Below are 13,840 nucleotides of genomic sequence, written 5' to 3' on the forward strand. Positions count from 1 at the left end.
CAACGCCACCGCACACGCGCGCGGGGTGGCCGGCCGGCCTCAGTCCCGCGCGCCGGTCACCGGGCCGTCGTGCAGGATGCGCTGGAAGAGCCGGTGGTCGCGCCACTCGCCGTCGATGTGGAGGTAGCGCGGGGCCATGCCGAACTCCTCGAACCCGCATTTTTCGAGCACCCGTTGGGACGCCGTGTTGTGCGGGACCGTGCCCGCTTCGATCCGGTGCAGCCGCAGCTCGTCCCGGGCCAGCCCGCAGATGAGCCGCACCGCCGCCGTGGCCAGGCCCCGGCCCGCGTACGCGACGTCCACCCAGTAGCCGAGGGTCGCGCTGCGGAACGGGCCGAGCACCACGGCGTTGAGGTTGAATCCGCCGACCGCCCGGTCCTCGCCGTCGCACAGCACCCACGGCACCACGCGACCCGCCGCCCGCTCCGCGAGGAGTCCGGCCAGCCGCTCGCGCTGCCCCTGCGGTGTGTAGAAGGAGTCGGGCCGCTCCGGCTCCCAGGGCTTCATGTACGCCCGGCTGCGGGTCAGCGAGGCGGCGAGGGAGGCGGCGTCGGACGCCGACGCGGGGCGCAGCCGGATCTCCGCGTCGAGCGGGTGCACGTCATCGATCATGACCGCACGCTATCCGGGCCGCCGATGGCGTGGACGCTCGCGTAGGCGGCTGCGCTTCCCGGCCATGGAACGGGCGCCTCGCCGCCCCTTCACTGGACCCATGACCACCACCGCCCGGCCCGACCGGCCGACCCCCGCATCCCACCGTCTCGTCCTCGGCGCCGCCGCCGTCACCACCGGTCTGACGGCCGGCACCTTCTACGCGTTCTCCTGCGCGGTGATGCCCGCGCTCGGGCGCAGCGACGACCGGACCTTCATCGCGGTCATGCGGGACATCAACGACGTCATCGAGAACCCGGTCTTCTTCGCCGGCTTCTTCGGCGCCCTGCTGCTGACCGCCGTCGCCGCCTGGCAGCACCGCCGCTCCCCCGGGCCGCGCGGGTGGATCGTCGCCGCGCTCGTGGTGTACGCCGTGGCGTTCCTGCTCACCTCGGGCGTCAACGTGCCCCTCAACAACGCCCTCGCCGACGCCGGGGACCCCGCGCGCCTCTCCGATCCGGCCGCCGTGCGGGACCGGTTCGAGGACGCCTGGAACGCGTGGAACACCCTGCGCGCCCTCCTGTGCACCGCCGCGCTCGCGCTCTTGCTGCGCGCCCCGTACGCCGGTGCGCGCCGGAGTGGCCCCGCTCAGGAACCGGCGTATTTGGCGTCGGCCGCCGGGTCCAGGGCCAGCCGGTAGCCGCGCTTGACCACGGTCTGGATCAGCCGGGGCACGCCCAGCGCGGTGCGCAGCCTGGCCATCGCCGTCTCCACCGCGTGCTCGTCCGTACCGCTGCCGGGCAGGGCGCGCAGTAGGTCGGCGCGGGAGACCACCCAGCCCGGCCGGCGGGCCAGGGTGTGCAGCAGGGCCATCCCGGCCGGCGGCACCGCGCGCAGCTCCTCGTCGACCAGGACGGCGTGGCCGCGGATCTCGACGCGGTGGCCGGCGACGGGCAGCGTGCGGGCGCGGGCGGGCAGTTCCCGGCAGATGAGCTGGACGAGCGGACCGAGCCGGAAGCGTTCCGGCTGGACGGTGTCGATGCCGCGCGCCTGCAACGGCACGGCGGTGACCGGGCCGACACAGGCGGGCACGACGTCGCCGCGCAGGGCGGTCACCGCCTCGGCGAGCAGCCCGCGCTCCTCGGCCCGGCGCAGCAGCGAGGCGGCGGCCGGGGCGCTGGTGAAGGTCACCGCGTCCAGGGCGCGCGCGACGGTGAGGTCCAGGAGACGGTCCAGGGGCGCGATGTCCTCCGGCGGCATCCAGCGGTAGACGGGGACGCCGACGACCTCGCCGCCGGCCTCCCGCAGCGACTCCACGAAACCGGGGAGGGGTTCGCCGTGCAGCTGGAGGGCGACGCGGCGGCCGTCGACGCCCTGGGCCAGGAGCCGTTCGAGGACCTCGGCCATGGACTCGGACGCCGGTGACCAGGTTTCGGTCAGGCCGGCGGCGCGGACGGCGCCCTTCACCTTGGGGCCGCGCGCCAGGAGTTCGACGCCGCGCAGGGTCTCCAGGAGCCGGTCGCCGATGCCCCAGCCGTCGGCGGCCTCGATCCAGCCGCGGAAGCCGATCGCGGTGGTCGCGACGACCACGTCCGGGGCGTCGGCGATCAGTTCCTCGGTGGCGGCGAGCAGTTCGCCGTCGTCGGCGAGCGGCACGATCCGCAGGGCGGGGGCGTGCACCACGGCGGCGCCCCGGCGCCGCAGCAGGGTGCCCAGCTCCTCCGCCCGGCGTGCGGCGGTGACCCCGACCGTGAAGCCGGAAAGGGGCCCGTGCTGTGCGTCGTGCTGTCCGTCGTGCATGAGGTCTACCCGGCTCTCGTCCCGCTGCTGCTCGATGGTGCGGAGGACCGAGCCTGCCAACGCCGCGTGACAGACCCGGTTCAGCCGTATTTCCCGCTCGTTACGGCGCCGGGCGCCGCCCCTGCATCATCCCACCTCGGCGTGGCTGAGCTGGGGCTTCGCGAGGGCCGCCGCGGCGGGGCGAAGGTATACCGCCCAGGTGAGCGCCGAACACACCGCGTAGAAGGCGAGGAAGGACCAGAAGGCGGCCGTTCCGGTGCCCGAGGTCTCGAAGGACCGGCGGAAGGCCAGGTTGACGGCGAGCCCGCCGAGCGCCCCGGCCGCGCCGATCAGGCCCATCGCCGCCCCGGACAGCCGCCGCCCCCGGGCCGCCGCCTCCTCGCCGCGCAGCCCCCGGGCGAGGGCCTGGGCGTGGAAGACGCCGGGGATCATCTTGTACGTCGAGCCGTTGCCGAGCCCGGACAGCGCGAACAGGGCGGTGAAGCCGACGAGGAACACGGGCAGTGACGCGGTGCGGGACGCGTATACGACGACGCAGGTCGCGGCGGCCATCGCGGCGAAGTTGACGAGGGTGATGCGGGCGCCGCCGTACCGGTCGGCCAGCCGGCCGCCGACGGGCCGGACCAGCGAGCCGAGCAGCGGGCCGATGAAGGTGAGCGAGGCGGCCTGGAGAGGGGTGCGGCCGAACCCGGTCTGGAGGACGAGCCCGAACGCGAAGCTGTAGCCGATGAACGAGCCGAACGTGCCGATGTAGAGCACCGCCATGATCCAGGTGTGCGGGTCGCGCACCGCGTCCTTCGCGGCCCCGGTGTCGTTCCGTACGGGCGCCAGGTTGTCCATGAAGAGCGCGGCGCACACCGCGGCCAGCAGGATCAGCGGGATGTACGCGCCGAGCACGATCCGCGGGTGCGCGGCCCCCGCCGTGCCGATCACCAGGAGCCCGGCCAGCTGCACCACGGGCACGCCGATGTTGCCGCCGCCCGCGTTGAGGCCGAGCGCCCAGCCCTTGTGGCGCAGCGGGAAGAAGGCGTTGATGTTGGTCATCGAGGAGGCGAAGTTGCCGCCGCCGATCCCGGTGAGCGCGGCCACCGTGAGGAAGGTGGCGTACGAGGTCCCCGGCTTCATCACCACGAGGGCGGCGACCGTCGGCACGAGCAGGGTGAGCGCGCTGAACACCGTCCAGTTCCGGCCACCGAACCGGGCCACCGCGAAGGTGTACGGCACCCGGACGAGGGCCCCGACCAGCGTCGCGGTGGAGATCAGGAAGAACTTGCCGGCCGGGTCGACCCCGTACTCCGGTCCCATGAACAGGACCATCACGGACCACAGGGTCCAGACGGAGAAGCCGATGTGCTCGGACAGGACGGAGAACCAGAGGTTGCGGCGGGCGATCCGCTCGCCCCTGGTCCGCCAGAAGGTCTCGTCCTCCGGGTCCCACTGCTCGATCCAACGGCCGGCCATCACGCGCCTCCACGGGGGGCTCGGGGGTGTTGTCCCGAACCTAGGGAGCGCGCGTTTCGGCGCGGTGCCGCGAGGTGACCTGTGGGCAACCTTGCTCTCACCGGGCCGGGGCCGGCCCGGTGAGACGGGGGTCAGTGCCGGGCGCGGGGTTTGCCGGTCCCGTTGGGCCAGAGCCTCGGGCGGCGCTTGGCCGCGACGTCCTCGACCCAGCCGACGGAGACGATCATCAGCCCTATCAGCGGCCAGATGAGGATGAGGGCCAGCGTGTTGTACGAGGCGTCGATGTAGGTGCCGAGGTGGTCGCCGACCCAGGGCACCTCCCACAGCTGGTCGATGATCGGGAAGGTGGCCATCAGCAGCAGGTTGTGCCAGAGGTAGATCGTCACCGCCCGGTTGTTGGCGAGCGTGACCAGACTGTCCCAGCCGGCCAGCCGCCCCGGCAGCTCCCGCCAGGAGGGCGCGTACTGGAGCAGGATCACGCAGAAGCCCAGCGACCAGGCGGACTGGGCGAGCGGGATCTCGTCCAGGTTCCAGCCCTCCTCGGTGAGGTGGCCGGAGGCCCACCACAGCGCGAAGGCCATGAGGATCGCGGCCAGCGACACCGAGAGGTAGCGCGGAACGGTCTTCAGCAGCCCGTCGTTGTGCGCGAAGCCGAGGATCCAGCAGGAGCCGAACACCGCGAAGTCGACCAGCCCCTCACCGGCCGTGCCCGGCACGGTGACCAGGCCGGTGCCGATGACGGCGGTGAGCCCGACCGGGGCGAGCATCGTCACCCAGGGCAGCTTCCGGAAGGCCTTCAGCAGCAGCGGGGAGGCCAGGACGAACCACAGGTAGGCGCGGATGTACCAGAGCGGCCCGAGGGCCTGTTCGGCCCAGGAGGACTCCAGGAGGCCGCTCTCGGAGCCGTTCTCCCAGGGGAAGGGCGGCGTGCCGATCGGGAGGACGTAGCAGGCCAGCTTGAGGAACCACCAGATGCCCTCCTCCCGCACCGGCTTCCAGCCCAGCAGGAAGACCACCGGTACGACGACCGCGGCGAACGCCCACATCGGCGGCAGCAGCCTGCGCACCCGGCTGCGGATGACGCTCCACGCGGGCCGTGAAAGCGACCGGGCCATCAGCGATCCGGCCAGGGCGAACATGACGCCCATGGACGGGAAGACGACGGTCAGCCACGCCCAGCCGAAGAGGTGGAAGACCACGACACGGACCAGCGCGACGGCCCGCAGCAGGTCGAGATAGCGGTCCCGGCCGCCCTTGGCGGGCGCCGGGGCGGGCGCCTGCTCGGGGGCGGGCGCGAGCGTCGCCGCGGGCGCCGGCTCCCGGACCCAGGGCTCGGGCGGCTCCGCCCACGGCGCCGGACCGCCGGCCGGGCGCGCCCGGTGCCGCGGCGGCGGCTGCACCGGGAACGGCACGGTGTGCGGCTCCCCGTACGGCTGCTGCGGGTGCCCGGAGGGGTGGTTCGGGTAGGTCATGCGACGGGCCTCCGGTCGTTGCCGCGCCTGCTCTGGGACTGCATCGCACCGGGCGCCTCGACGACCCCCGTACGGCGCAGCTTCTGCCAGCGCAGCCGGCCTCCGGTGAGAGCGGTGATCCAGGACTGGAGCAGCACCACGTACATGAGCTGCCGGTAGAGGACCTGCTGGAGGGGCAGCGAGATCAGATGCGTCATCCGCTCCCGGTCGAGCCGGAAGGCGTACGCGGCGCAGACGAGCTGCACCCCGAGGACGCCGAGCCACGCGACGACGGTCTTCTGGGTGGGGCCGAAGACGATCCCGTAGAGCAGGAAGACGTCGATGAGGGGGGCGAGCAGCGGGGCGACGACCATGAACAGGGCGACGAAGGGCAGTCCGACGCGTCCGAAGCGGCCCGAGGGACCCCGTTCGATGACCGCGCGGCGGTGCTTCCAGATGGCTTGCATCGTGCCGTACGACCACCGGTAGCGCTGCGACCAGAGCTGCTGGACGGTCTCCGGCGCCTCGGTCCAGGCGCGGGCGTTCTCCGCGTAGACGACGCGCCAGCCGTCCCGGTGCAGGGCCATGGTGACGTCGGTGTCCTCGGCGAGGGTGTCCTCGCTCATGCCGCCGATGCGGTCCAGCGCGTCCCGGCGGAAGGCGCCGACCGCGCCGGGGATGGTGGGCATGCAGCGCAGCAGGTCGTACATGCGGCGGTCGAGGTTGAAGCCCATCACGTACTCGATGTGCTGCCAGGCGCCGATGAGCGAGTCGCGGTTGCCGACCTTGGCGTTGCCCGCGACGGCCCCGACGCGCGGGTCGGCGAAGGGCTGCACCAGCTCACGGACGGTGGACGGCTCGAAGACCGTGTCGCCGTCCATCATGACGATGATGTCGTTGCGGGCGTGCGCGATGCCGTTGTTCAGGGCGGCGGGCTTGCCCGCGTTGCGCTGGCGCACCACCCGGACGTTCGGCAGGCGCATCCGCTGGACGATGTCCGCGGTGTCGTCCGTGGAGCCGTCGTCGATCACGATGACTTCGACCGGATAGTCACTTGCCACGAGCGAGTGCACCGTGTTCGCGATGCACTTGCTCTCGTTGTACGCGGGCACCAGGACGGTCACCGGGCGGGTGAGCGGTTCGCCCCAGCGGAAGCCGCGTCTGCGGACCCGCCGGGCGTGCGCGAAGGACAGCAGCAGCATCAGTCCGAAGCGGGCGAAGACCAGCACGCCGATGACGGCGAGGCCGACCACCATCACATCGGTGATGTGGTCCGAGACGTCCACGGCGTAGACGAACGCCTTGCCCTTCCACAGGTCGAAGCCGGTGACCGGGGTGTGCGCGCTGGGCGCGCCGAGGGCGTCGGTGAGGTTGGCGAACGTGTAGCCCTGCTTCTGCATCTTCGGCAGGAACTTCCCCAGGGCGGTGACGGTCTGCGACCGGTCGCCCCCGGAGTCGTGCATCAGGATGATCGCGCCCTTGCCGTGCCTGGGCGTGGCCCGCTTGATGATCGACCTGACGCCCGGCCGCTTCCAGTCCTCGCTGTCGGTGTTGTTGACGACGGTGAGGTAGCCGCGGCTGCCGACGTACTGGGTGACCGGCCAGGACTTGTTGTCCATGGCGTCGGCGTACGAGGAGTAGGGCGGCCGGAACAGCGAGGTGCGGATGCCGGCCGCGCCCGCCAGCACCAGCTGGTTCTGGGACAGCTCCCAGTCGATGCGGCTGGTGGACTGGTAGGAGAGATCGGGGTGGTTGAAGGTGTGCAGCCCGACCTCGTGGCCCTCCTTGACCATGCGCGCGACCAGGTCCGGGTAGCGCGAGGCCATGGTGCCGGTGACGAAGAAGACACCGTGCGCGTCGTACTTCTTCAGCTCGTCCAGCACCTTCGGCGTCCACACCGGGTCCGGGCCGTCGTCGAAGGTCAGCACGATCTTGTGGTCGGGGATGCGCAGGGACTTCGCGGGCTCGGTGGTGCTCCGGGCGTCGATGACCGGCCCGCCCTCCAGCACCTCGTCGGGCACGCGGTCGGTGCCGACCGGGTGCTGGACGCGGTGGTCGGCGAGGATTTCGCTGTGTACGTAGCCACGCAGCATCAGCATGGCGAGCAGGGCAACGAGAAACAGGAGGGGCAGCATGTAGCGCATGGGAAGTCTGCGCCGGCGCGTCTGCTTCTTCCTGTGGTTGTTGCGCCTGCCCCGGGGGGCAGGGGTGGTCATCTAGTTGGCGCCTTCTTGTTCTTGCGCGGGCGGGTCCGGGGGCTCGGCGGTGGGAGACGTGGTGTCGGGGGCCGGCGGATCCGGATCGGCGACCGGGGTCCCGTCGTCGGCGGGCCGCCCGGAGGCCGTCGCCTCCCCGGCGGGTGTGCTGCTGCCGCTGCTCCCGGCGGTGCCCGCGTCCCCCTTCGGGGTGGCCTGCGTCGAGGCGGCGGAGCTGGTTCCGGGGGCCGGGGAACGTTCGGTGCCGGTGCCGCCCGGCAGGGCCGCGCTGCTTCCGGGGTCGGGGGCGGGCTGCGAGGCGCCGGTGCTCGCACCGGGGGTGGCTTCGGTGCTGGGGCTCGCGTCGGGCGATGCGGGCGCCTGCACCTCTTCCGTCTTCTGGTGCTCCTCCTGGCCGGAGATCGGGAGGGAGGGGGCGCTGGAGTTGCCGCCGAGCATGGCGATGACCAGGGTCACCGCGTAACAGACGAAGACCGCGGCCAGGACCCAGCCGACCCGGCGCAGCGTCTTGCCGCGACGGCCGCTCTCGTCCACGAAGACGGGGCCGTCGGAGTCATCCGGAGCGCTGGGTTCCGGGAGGAGCTCGGAGAGCTGCCGTCCCAGGCCGTCCAGCTGGATGGTGACTTCGTTCGGCTCGTGTGTGTGCCCTGTCCGGGCATCTTCACGCCAAGTTTCCACTGGTGTACGCACTTCCCCCACTCAGGATCGGGTGCGCACAACTGACCGGCCGTGTGTCTCAGGACCGGGCCCCCACCCTGTCCACGAGCCCATACCACGTGCACCCGGTCCATGAATGTAGCGCACGCCGAGGACAGTCCGAACCCGCTGACCGTTGTTGTTCAACATGAGAGATACATCTGTTTTCGAACCGTGCTGCGACCGTCTCTCCGGTGGGAGCGCGGCACAGGCACGCACGCCGGGCGCACGCCCCCTCGCGCCGGACCCGCTCGTGAGCCTGTCCGGGCGCACAACGCGAGGACCCCGCTGCCGGTGGCAACGGGGTCCTCGTTCACATGGGAATTGTGGAGATGGCGGGAATCGAACCCGCGTCCAACGGTGCGGAACCAGGGCTTCTCCGAGTGCAGTCCGCTGCGCTTTTCTCGGCCCCGGAGGTCACACGGACAAGCCTCCGACAGGCCCAGTCACTGTTTGATTTCCTTCAGAGACCCGTGACCGGACTCAGAAGTTTAGATCCCTGAATGATGCCAGGATCCGGGTCGGGATCACCCCCGGGCTGACACTCCGCAGAGTCTTCGCTAGCTGCTAATTAGGCAGCAAGGGCGAAGGCGGAGGAATCGCGCTTGGAATTGGCGATTATTGGTTGCGACATATGGTTTACGAGATCATTGCCGCTTCCTCGACTCGCTTCCCCTGCTTCGACATCCGCTGTCGAAACCGATCATCCCCATGTTGATTTTTCAAAGGTGGTACACACCCTCGCCGGGGTGCAGTGCCATCGTACGTGACCAACGCGGGCCGATGCCAGCGTATTCCCGCCGGACCGGCCGGCGGCCGGTGCCGGGACCCGCTCAGGCGCTCCGCTGACGGCGGCGGGCCGCCGCCATGGCGCGGTTCGTCTCCCTCGTGTCCTGCTTCTCGCGCAGCGTCTGGCGCTTGTCGTACTCCTTCTTGCCCTTGGCGAGCGCGATCTCGACCTTGACCCGGCCGTTCAGGAAGTACAGGGCGAGCGGCACGATCGTGTGCCCGGTCTCCTGCGACTTCGACTCCAGCTTGTCGATCTCGGCGCGGTGCATCAGCAGCTTGCGCTTGCGCTTGGCGGAGTGGTTGGTCCAGGTGCCCTGGACGTACTCCGGGACGTGGATGTTGTGCAGCCACGCCTCGCCGCCGTCGATCTGGACGAACCCGTCGACCAGGGACGCGCGGCCCATGCGCAGCGATTTGACCTCGGTGCCCATGAGCACGAGGCCGCACTCGTAGGTGTCGAGGATGGTGTAGTCGTGGCGCGCCTTCTTGTTCTGCGCGATGAGCTTGCGCCCGGTGTCCTTTTCCTTAGCCATAGTGCGGCCATTTTCGCACTACGACCCACCCCCGAGGCCACTCAATACCGTCTCGGCCCGCTCCTGGGCCCGCGAGCTGACCGCGAGGTCCGGTGTGATGCCCTTCCCGTCGACCCCGCGCCCGGCCGGTGTGCGGTAGTGGCCCACGGTCAGCTCGGCCACCGAACCGCCCGCCAGCTCGCTCGGCATCTGGACGGAACCCTTGCCGAAGGTGCGCGAGCCGACCGTGACGGCGCGGCCCCGGTCCTGGAGGGCGCCCGTCACCAGCTCGGCCGCGCTCATGGTGCCGCCGTCGACGAGGACGACGACCGGGCGCTCGGTGTCCCCGCCCGCCCCCGCGTACAGGGCGTGCTGCTCACCGTGCACGTCGTACGTGGCGACCAGGCCGCCGTCCAGGAAGGCGGAGGCCGCGGTGACCGCCTCCTTGACGAGCCCGCCCGGGTTGCCGCGCAGGTCCAGCAGCACCCCGGCGCCCGCCGGCGCCTGCCGGACCGCGTCGCGCACCGCCGTACCCGAGCCCTTGGTGAACGAGCCGACCTCGATCAGCACCGCCCCGGCGGAACCGGAACCCCCGATCCGCCGCACGGTCACCGCCTCGACGGCGAGACGGGCCCGGCGCAGCGTCTCGGTCCTGCTGACGGTCCCGCGCCGGACGCCCAGGCTGACCGTGCTCCCCACCTCGGCCGATGTGGCGTCGCCGCGCAGCAGGGCCACCACGTCGGAGACCGGCAGGCGGTCGACGCGGCGGCCGTCGATGGTGCGGAGCAGGTCGCCCGCGCGGATGCCCGCCCGGTCGGCCGGGCTGCCCGGCTGGACGCGGGAGACGGAGACCTGCCCGTCCGCCGAGCGCCTGGCGGCGAGCCCGACCCCGGTGTACGTGCCGTCGAGGGCCTGCTCGAACTCCTGGTACTCCCGCTCGTCGTAGACGGCGCCCCAGCGGTCGCCGCTGCGGCTGACGACCTCCTCGGCCGCCTCCGTACCGGACTTGCCGTCGGCGACCGCCTCCGCGGCGGCCTCGGCCACCGCGTCGCGGTCGGCGGTGGCGGCCACGGAGCGGACGTGCACCGGGGGTTGCGGTTTCTCCCCGTAGGGCAGCGCACCGGTCGCGGCTCCGGCGGCGAGGACGCTCGCGAAGACCAACGTCAGGGCCGCCCCGCGGCGCAGACCGCGGGGCCCGACGCGACACTCGGGGTCCGACATGGCGCCGATTCTAGGACAACGTCCAGGGGGCGCATGGTGCGTTGGCCACGCGCCTCACGGGGCGCACATCACACCTTCAGGTACTTGCGCAGCGCGAAGAGAGCGGCAACGGCGGGCATCAGAAGGCCGATCGCCAGCACCAGGGGCAGCTTGGTGAGGACCGCGTCCCAGCCGATGAAGTCGATCAGATTCAGCTTGTCCTGGAGGGCGAGTCCGCCGTCGATCAGGAAGTAGCGCCCGGCCAGCAGCATCACGCAGGCCAGCACACCGCCGATCAGGCCGGCGAAGGCCGCCTCCATGATGAACGGCGCCTGGATGTAGAAGCCGGAGGCACCGACGAGCCGCATGATGCCCGTCTCCCGGCGCCGGCTGAACGCGGAGACACGGACGGTGTTCACGATCAGCATCAGCGCGATGACGAGCATCAGCGCCATCACGAACAGCGCGGCGACGTTCATGCCGTTCATCAGACCGAAGAGGTTGTCCAGGATGCTTCTCTGGTCCTGGACCGACTGCACCCCGTCCCGGCCGGCGAAGGCGGTGGCGACCACCTTGTACTTGGTCGGGTCGTGCAGTTTGACGCGGAAGGACTCCGGCATCTGGTCCGGCGTGATGTTGCCGGCCATCGGGGAGTCGCCGAACTCCTCCTGGTAGTGCTTGTACGCCTCGTCGGAGGACTCGTAGAGCACCTTCTCCACGACGTCCATCTTCTTGAGATCGGCTTGGATCTCGTCCTTCTGCTGCTTGGTGACCGCACCCTTGGCGCACTGGACCACCGTCTCCGCGTCGCCCTTGCCGCAGAGGTAGATGGAGACGTTGACCTTGTCGTACCAGTAGTCCTTCATCGTGCTGACCTGCTCGCGCATGAGCAGCGCGCCACCGAACAGGGCGAGCGAGAGGGCGACGGAGACGACGACGGCGAAGGTCATCGTGAGGTTGCGACGGAGGCCGACGCCGATCTCCGACAGGACGAACTGGGCGCGCATGGCGTCCTTTCAGTGCTGGGTGCTCAGTGCTGGTAGCCGTAGACGCCGCGCGCCTGGTCGCGTACGAGACGGCCCTTTTCGAGCTCGATGACGCGTTTGCGCATCTGGTCGACGATGTTCTGGTCGTGCGTCGCCATGATCACGGTGGTGCCGGTCCGGTTGATCCGGTCCAGCAGCTTCATGATGCCGACGGAGGTCTGCGGGTCGAGGTTTCCGGTCGGCTCGTCCGCGATCAGCAGCATGGGCCGGTTGACGAAGGCCCGCGCGATCGCCACGCGCTGCTGCTCACCACCGGAGAGCTCGCCGGGCATCCGGTCCTCCTTGCCGCCGAGTCCGACGAGGTCGAGGACCTGCGGCACCGCCTTGCGGATCTCGCCGCGCGGCTTGCCGATCACTTCCTGGGCGAACGCCACGTTCTGGGCGACGGTCTTGTTCGGCAGCAGCCGGAAGTCCTGGAAGACGGTGCCCAGCTGGCGGCGCATGTGCGGCACCTTCCAGTTGGACATGCGCGCGAGGTCCTTGCCGAGGACGTGGACGGCCCCCGTGCTGGCGCGTTCCTCACGCAGGATGAGTCGCATGAAGGTGGACTTGCCGGAGCCGGAAGAGCCCACCAGGAAGACGAACTCGCCCTTCTCGATATCGAGAGACACATCCCGCAGAGCGGGACGGCTCTGCCTCGGGTAGGTCTTGGAGACGTTGTCGAATCGGATCACGGATGCACCACGGTCGGCCGGGAGTAGGTGAGCGTGACCATACGCGAACCGGGCTCAGGCGTGCAGGCACGCGTACCGGGATGGGTGATTTACGGTGAAACGGCCCCGATTCCCGGGCGATGCGGCGGGGAATAGGCGGGGGCGTATCCGCCGGGACGGGCCGAAAGCCCGGCGAGCTGGCACAGTGGTAGGGGAACGGTTGCGTTTCCGTGAGCGTTGTGCGGAGAGATTGCTTGTGCGGCTCCGCCGCGCGGGAGGAGGAAAGCGCATGACCTATGACCGACTGGTGTGCGCGAACTGCGCGGCGCCGGTGAACGAGGGCCGGTGCCCCGTGTGCCGGGCGAGCCGCGAGCGGATGCGGGAGCAGGGACAGGGCCCGTTCGCCGGGATCAGCCCCGCGACGCTGGCCGTCCTGATGGTGGTGCTCCTGGGCGCCCTGGCCGTGCTGGCCCACCAGACCGTGTAGACCGACACCTGCCACCGGCTCACACGGGAGGGGCCCGGACCGCCGATCGCGGTCCGGGCCCCTCTCGTAGCTGTGCGTCAGCGCCCTCAGGCGGCCGTGCGGCTGTTCACCAGGCGCGGCAGGATGCGGAAGCCGATGCCTCCGGCGATCATCGTCGCGGCGCCGACCAGCAGGAACGTGGTCTCGGCTGCGCCGGTCTCGGCGAGCTCGTCCTTGCCCTTGCCCTGCTCGACCGGCTGGTTGCCGACCGAGTCGGTGTCGGTGTTGCCGCCGCCACCGGTCGAACCGGTCTGACCGGCGGTGGCGCTGCCGTCACCGGGGTCGGTCGGGTCGGTGGTCGGGTCCGAGGGGTCGGTCGGGTCCGTCGTCGGGTCCGTCGGGTCCGGGGTGGGGTCCGTCGGGTCGGTCGGCGGGTCCGTGGGATCCGTCGGGTCCGTGGGCGGGTCCGTGGGATCGGTCGGCGGGTCGGTCGGGTCCGTGGGCGGGTCCGTCGGGTCGGTCGGGTCCGTGGGCGGGTCCGTCGGGTCCGTCGGCGGGTCCGTGGGGTCGGTCGGCGGGTCCGTCGGCTCGCACCGCGGGTCGACCGGGCTGCACGGCTCGCCGTCGTCGTCACCCGGGTCGTCGGCCGACGACCCGGCGCCGATCTGCACCCCTGCGACATTGATGCCGACGGCCTGCGCCGCGCCCGCGGCGGTCAGCGAGGCACCCGCGGCGATGACCGCTCCCGCCGCGATCCGCGCGACGCGTACGCGCGTCTTCTTCGTCATGTACTGCTACCCCCAGTAGCCGTTCTCGTCAGTGGAGCAGCGGTATACGGGGTGGTTCTCCGGCAGGGTTCGCTCCGAGCGCCGGCTCACGTGGTGCTGTGGCCATGCCGCCCGCCCCCGCTCACAACCGTCCAGACATACACACGCTGCCCCAGCACCCTTGCCAGAGTT

At 71.1% G+C, this 13,840-nt stretch carries 13 protein-coding genes and 1 other RNA gene; 2 read left to right on the top strand and 12 right to left on the bottom strand.

Annotated features, from left to right (window positions below):
- Nucleotides 1–39: 39 nt before the first annotated feature.
- Nucleotides 40–612, bottom strand: a complete 573-nt coding sequence (locus tag B082_RS0132370) for a GNAT family N-acetyltransferase (RefSeq protein ID WP_018555936.1) — start codon at nucleotides 610–612, stop codon at nucleotides 40–42.
- Nucleotides 613–712: 100 nt separating this feature from the next.
- Between B082_RS0132370 and B082_RS0132375 the strand changes: the two genes are divergently transcribed.
- Nucleotides 713–1,291, top strand: coding sequence for a DUF1772 domain-containing protein (locus B082_RS0132375; RefSeq protein WP_018555937.1), 579 nt, complete (start codon nucleotides 713–715; stop codon nucleotides 1,289–1,291).
- Here B082_RS0132375 and B082_RS0132380 read toward each other — a convergent pair.
- The 10 genes from B082_RS0132380 to ftsE form a co-directional block, all read right to left on the bottom strand.
- Complete coding sequence (locus B082_RS0132380) at nucleotides 1,240–2,391, bottom strand: uroporphyrinogen-III synthase (RefSeq protein WP_026250417.1); 1,152 nt, start codon at nucleotides 2,389–2,391, stop codon at nucleotides 1,240–1,242. The genes B082_RS0132375 and B082_RS0132380 overlap by 52 nt on opposite strands.
- Before the next feature lie 126 nt (nucleotides 2,392–2,517).
- Nucleotides 2,518–3,852, bottom strand: coding sequence for a nitrate/nitrite transporter (locus tag B082_RS0132385; protein ID WP_018555939.1), 1,335 nt, complete (start codon nucleotides 3,850–3,852; stop codon nucleotides 2,518–2,520).
- A gap of 131 nt (nucleotides 3,853–3,983) precedes the next feature.
- A complete protein-coding gene (locus B082_RS0132390) occupies nucleotides 3,984–5,324 on the bottom strand; it encodes an acyltransferase family protein (RefSeq protein ID WP_018555940.1) in 1,341 nt (446 codons plus the stop codon).
- Nucleotides 5,321–7,519, bottom strand: a complete 2,199-nt coding sequence (locus B082_RS0132395; RefSeq protein WP_026250418.1) for a glycosyltransferase — start codon at nucleotides 7,517–7,519, stop codon at nucleotides 5,321–5,323. Before B082_RS0132395 ends, B082_RS0132390 begins: the two co-directional genes overlap by 4 nt.
- Nucleotides 7,520–8,197 carry a hypothetical protein gene (locus B082_RS0132400; protein ID WP_018555942.1) on the bottom strand — a complete coding sequence of 226 codons (678 nt, stop codon included), beginning with the start codon at nucleotides 8,195–8,197 and terminating at the stop codon, nucleotides 7,520–7,522.
- Between the two features lie 342 nt (nucleotides 8,198–8,539).
- Nucleotides 8,540–8,926, bottom strand: a transfer-messenger RNA (tmRNA) gene (gene ssrA / locus B082_RS37645).
- A gap of 122 nt (nucleotides 8,927–9,048) precedes the next feature.
- Nucleotides 9,049–9,537: an SsrA-binding protein SmpB gene (gene smpB / locus B082_RS0132405; RefSeq protein WP_018555943.1), complete on the bottom strand. Its 489-nt coding sequence runs from the start codon at nucleotides 9,535–9,537 to the stop codon at nucleotides 9,049–9,051.
- Nucleotides 9,538–9,555: 18 nt separating this feature from the next.
- Nucleotides 9,556–10,737 carry a S41 family peptidase gene (locus B082_RS0132410; RefSeq protein WP_018555944.1) on the bottom strand — a complete coding sequence of 394 codons (1,182 nt, stop codon included), beginning with the start codon at nucleotides 10,735–10,737 and terminating at the stop codon, nucleotides 9,556–9,558.
- A 68-nt stretch (nucleotides 10,738–10,805) separates the two neighbouring features.
- Nucleotides 10,806–11,723: a permease-like cell division protein FtsX gene (gene ftsX / locus B082_RS0132415; protein ID WP_018555945.1), complete on the bottom strand. Its 918-nt coding sequence runs from the start codon at nucleotides 11,721–11,723 to the stop codon at nucleotides 10,806–10,808.
- Nucleotides 11,724–11,746: 23 nt separating this feature from the next.
- Entirely contained in the window at nucleotides 11,747–12,436 is a 690-nt protein-coding gene (ftsE, locus tag B082_RS0132420) for a cell division ATP-binding protein FtsE (protein ID WP_018555946.1), read from the bottom strand.
- Nucleotides 12,437–12,704: 268 nt separating this feature from the next.
- Here ftsE and B082_RS0132425 point away from each other — a divergent pair, with 268 nt between their 5' ends.
- On the top strand, nucleotides 12,705–12,902 hold the full coding sequence (locus B082_RS0132425; protein WP_018555947.1) for a hypothetical protein: 198 nt from the start codon (nucleotides 12,705–12,707) through the stop codon (nucleotides 12,900–12,902).
- An 86-nt stretch (nucleotides 12,903–12,988) separates the two neighbouring features.
- Here the strand turns inward: B082_RS0132425 and B082_RS0132430 are convergent, their stop codons facing one another.
- Nucleotides 12,989–13,669, bottom strand: coding sequence for an LPXTG cell wall anchor domain-containing protein (locus tag B082_RS0132430; RefSeq protein ID WP_018555948.1), 681 nt, complete (start codon nucleotides 13,667–13,669; stop codon nucleotides 12,989–12,991).
- Nucleotides 13,670–13,840 lie beyond the last annotated feature (171 nt).

It is taken from the genome of Streptomyces sp. ATexAB-D23 (assembly GCF_000373645.1).
Lineage (GTDB): Bacteria > Actinomycetota > Actinomycetes > Streptomycetales > Streptomycetaceae > Streptomyces > Streptomyces castrisilvae.

Bases quoted from the DNA above. Each gene is read 5' to 3' on its own strand.
- B082_RS0132395 (WP_026250418.1), bottom strand. From the start codon at position 7,519: ATGACCACCCCTGCCCCCCGGGGCAGGCGCAACAACCACAGGAAGAAG.
- B082_RS0132370 (WP_018555936.1), bottom strand. From the start codon at position 612: ATGATCGATGACGTGCACCCGCTCGACGCGGAGATCCGGCTGCGCCCC.
- B082_RS0132390 (WP_018555940.1), bottom strand. From the start codon at position 5,324: ATGACCTACCCGAACCACCCCTCCGGGCACCCGCAGCAGCCGTACGGG.
- B082_RS0132430 (WP_018555948.1), bottom strand. From the start codon at position 13,669: ATGACGAAGAAGACGCGCGTACGCGTCGCGCGGATCGCGGCGGGAGCG.
- ftsX (WP_018555945.1), bottom strand. From the start codon at position 11,723: ATGCGCGCCCAGTTCGTCCTGTCGGAGATCGGCGTCGGCCTCCGTCGC.
- B082_RS0132385 (WP_018555939.1), bottom strand. From the start codon at position 3,852: ATGGCCGGCCGTTGGATCGAGCAGTGGGACCCGGAGGACGAGACCTTC.
- smpB (WP_018555943.1), bottom strand. From the start codon at position 9,537: ATGGCTAAGGAAAAGGACACCGGGCGCAAGCTCATCGCGCAGAACAAG.
- B082_RS0132425 (WP_018555947.1), top strand. From the start codon at position 12,705: ATGACCTATGACCGACTGGTGTGCGCGAACTGCGCGGCGCCGGTGAAC.
- B082_RS0132380 (WP_026250417.1), bottom strand. From the start codon at position 2,391: ATGCACGACGGACAGCACGACGCACAGCACGGGCCCCTTTCCGGCTTC.
- B082_RS0132375 (WP_018555937.1), top strand. From the start codon at position 713: ATGACCACCACCGCCCGGCCCGACCGGCCGACCCCCGCATCCCACCGT.
- B082_RS0132410 (WP_018555944.1), bottom strand. From the start codon at position 10,737: ATGTCGGACCCCGAGTGTCGCGTCGGGCCCCGCGGTCTGCGCCGCGGG.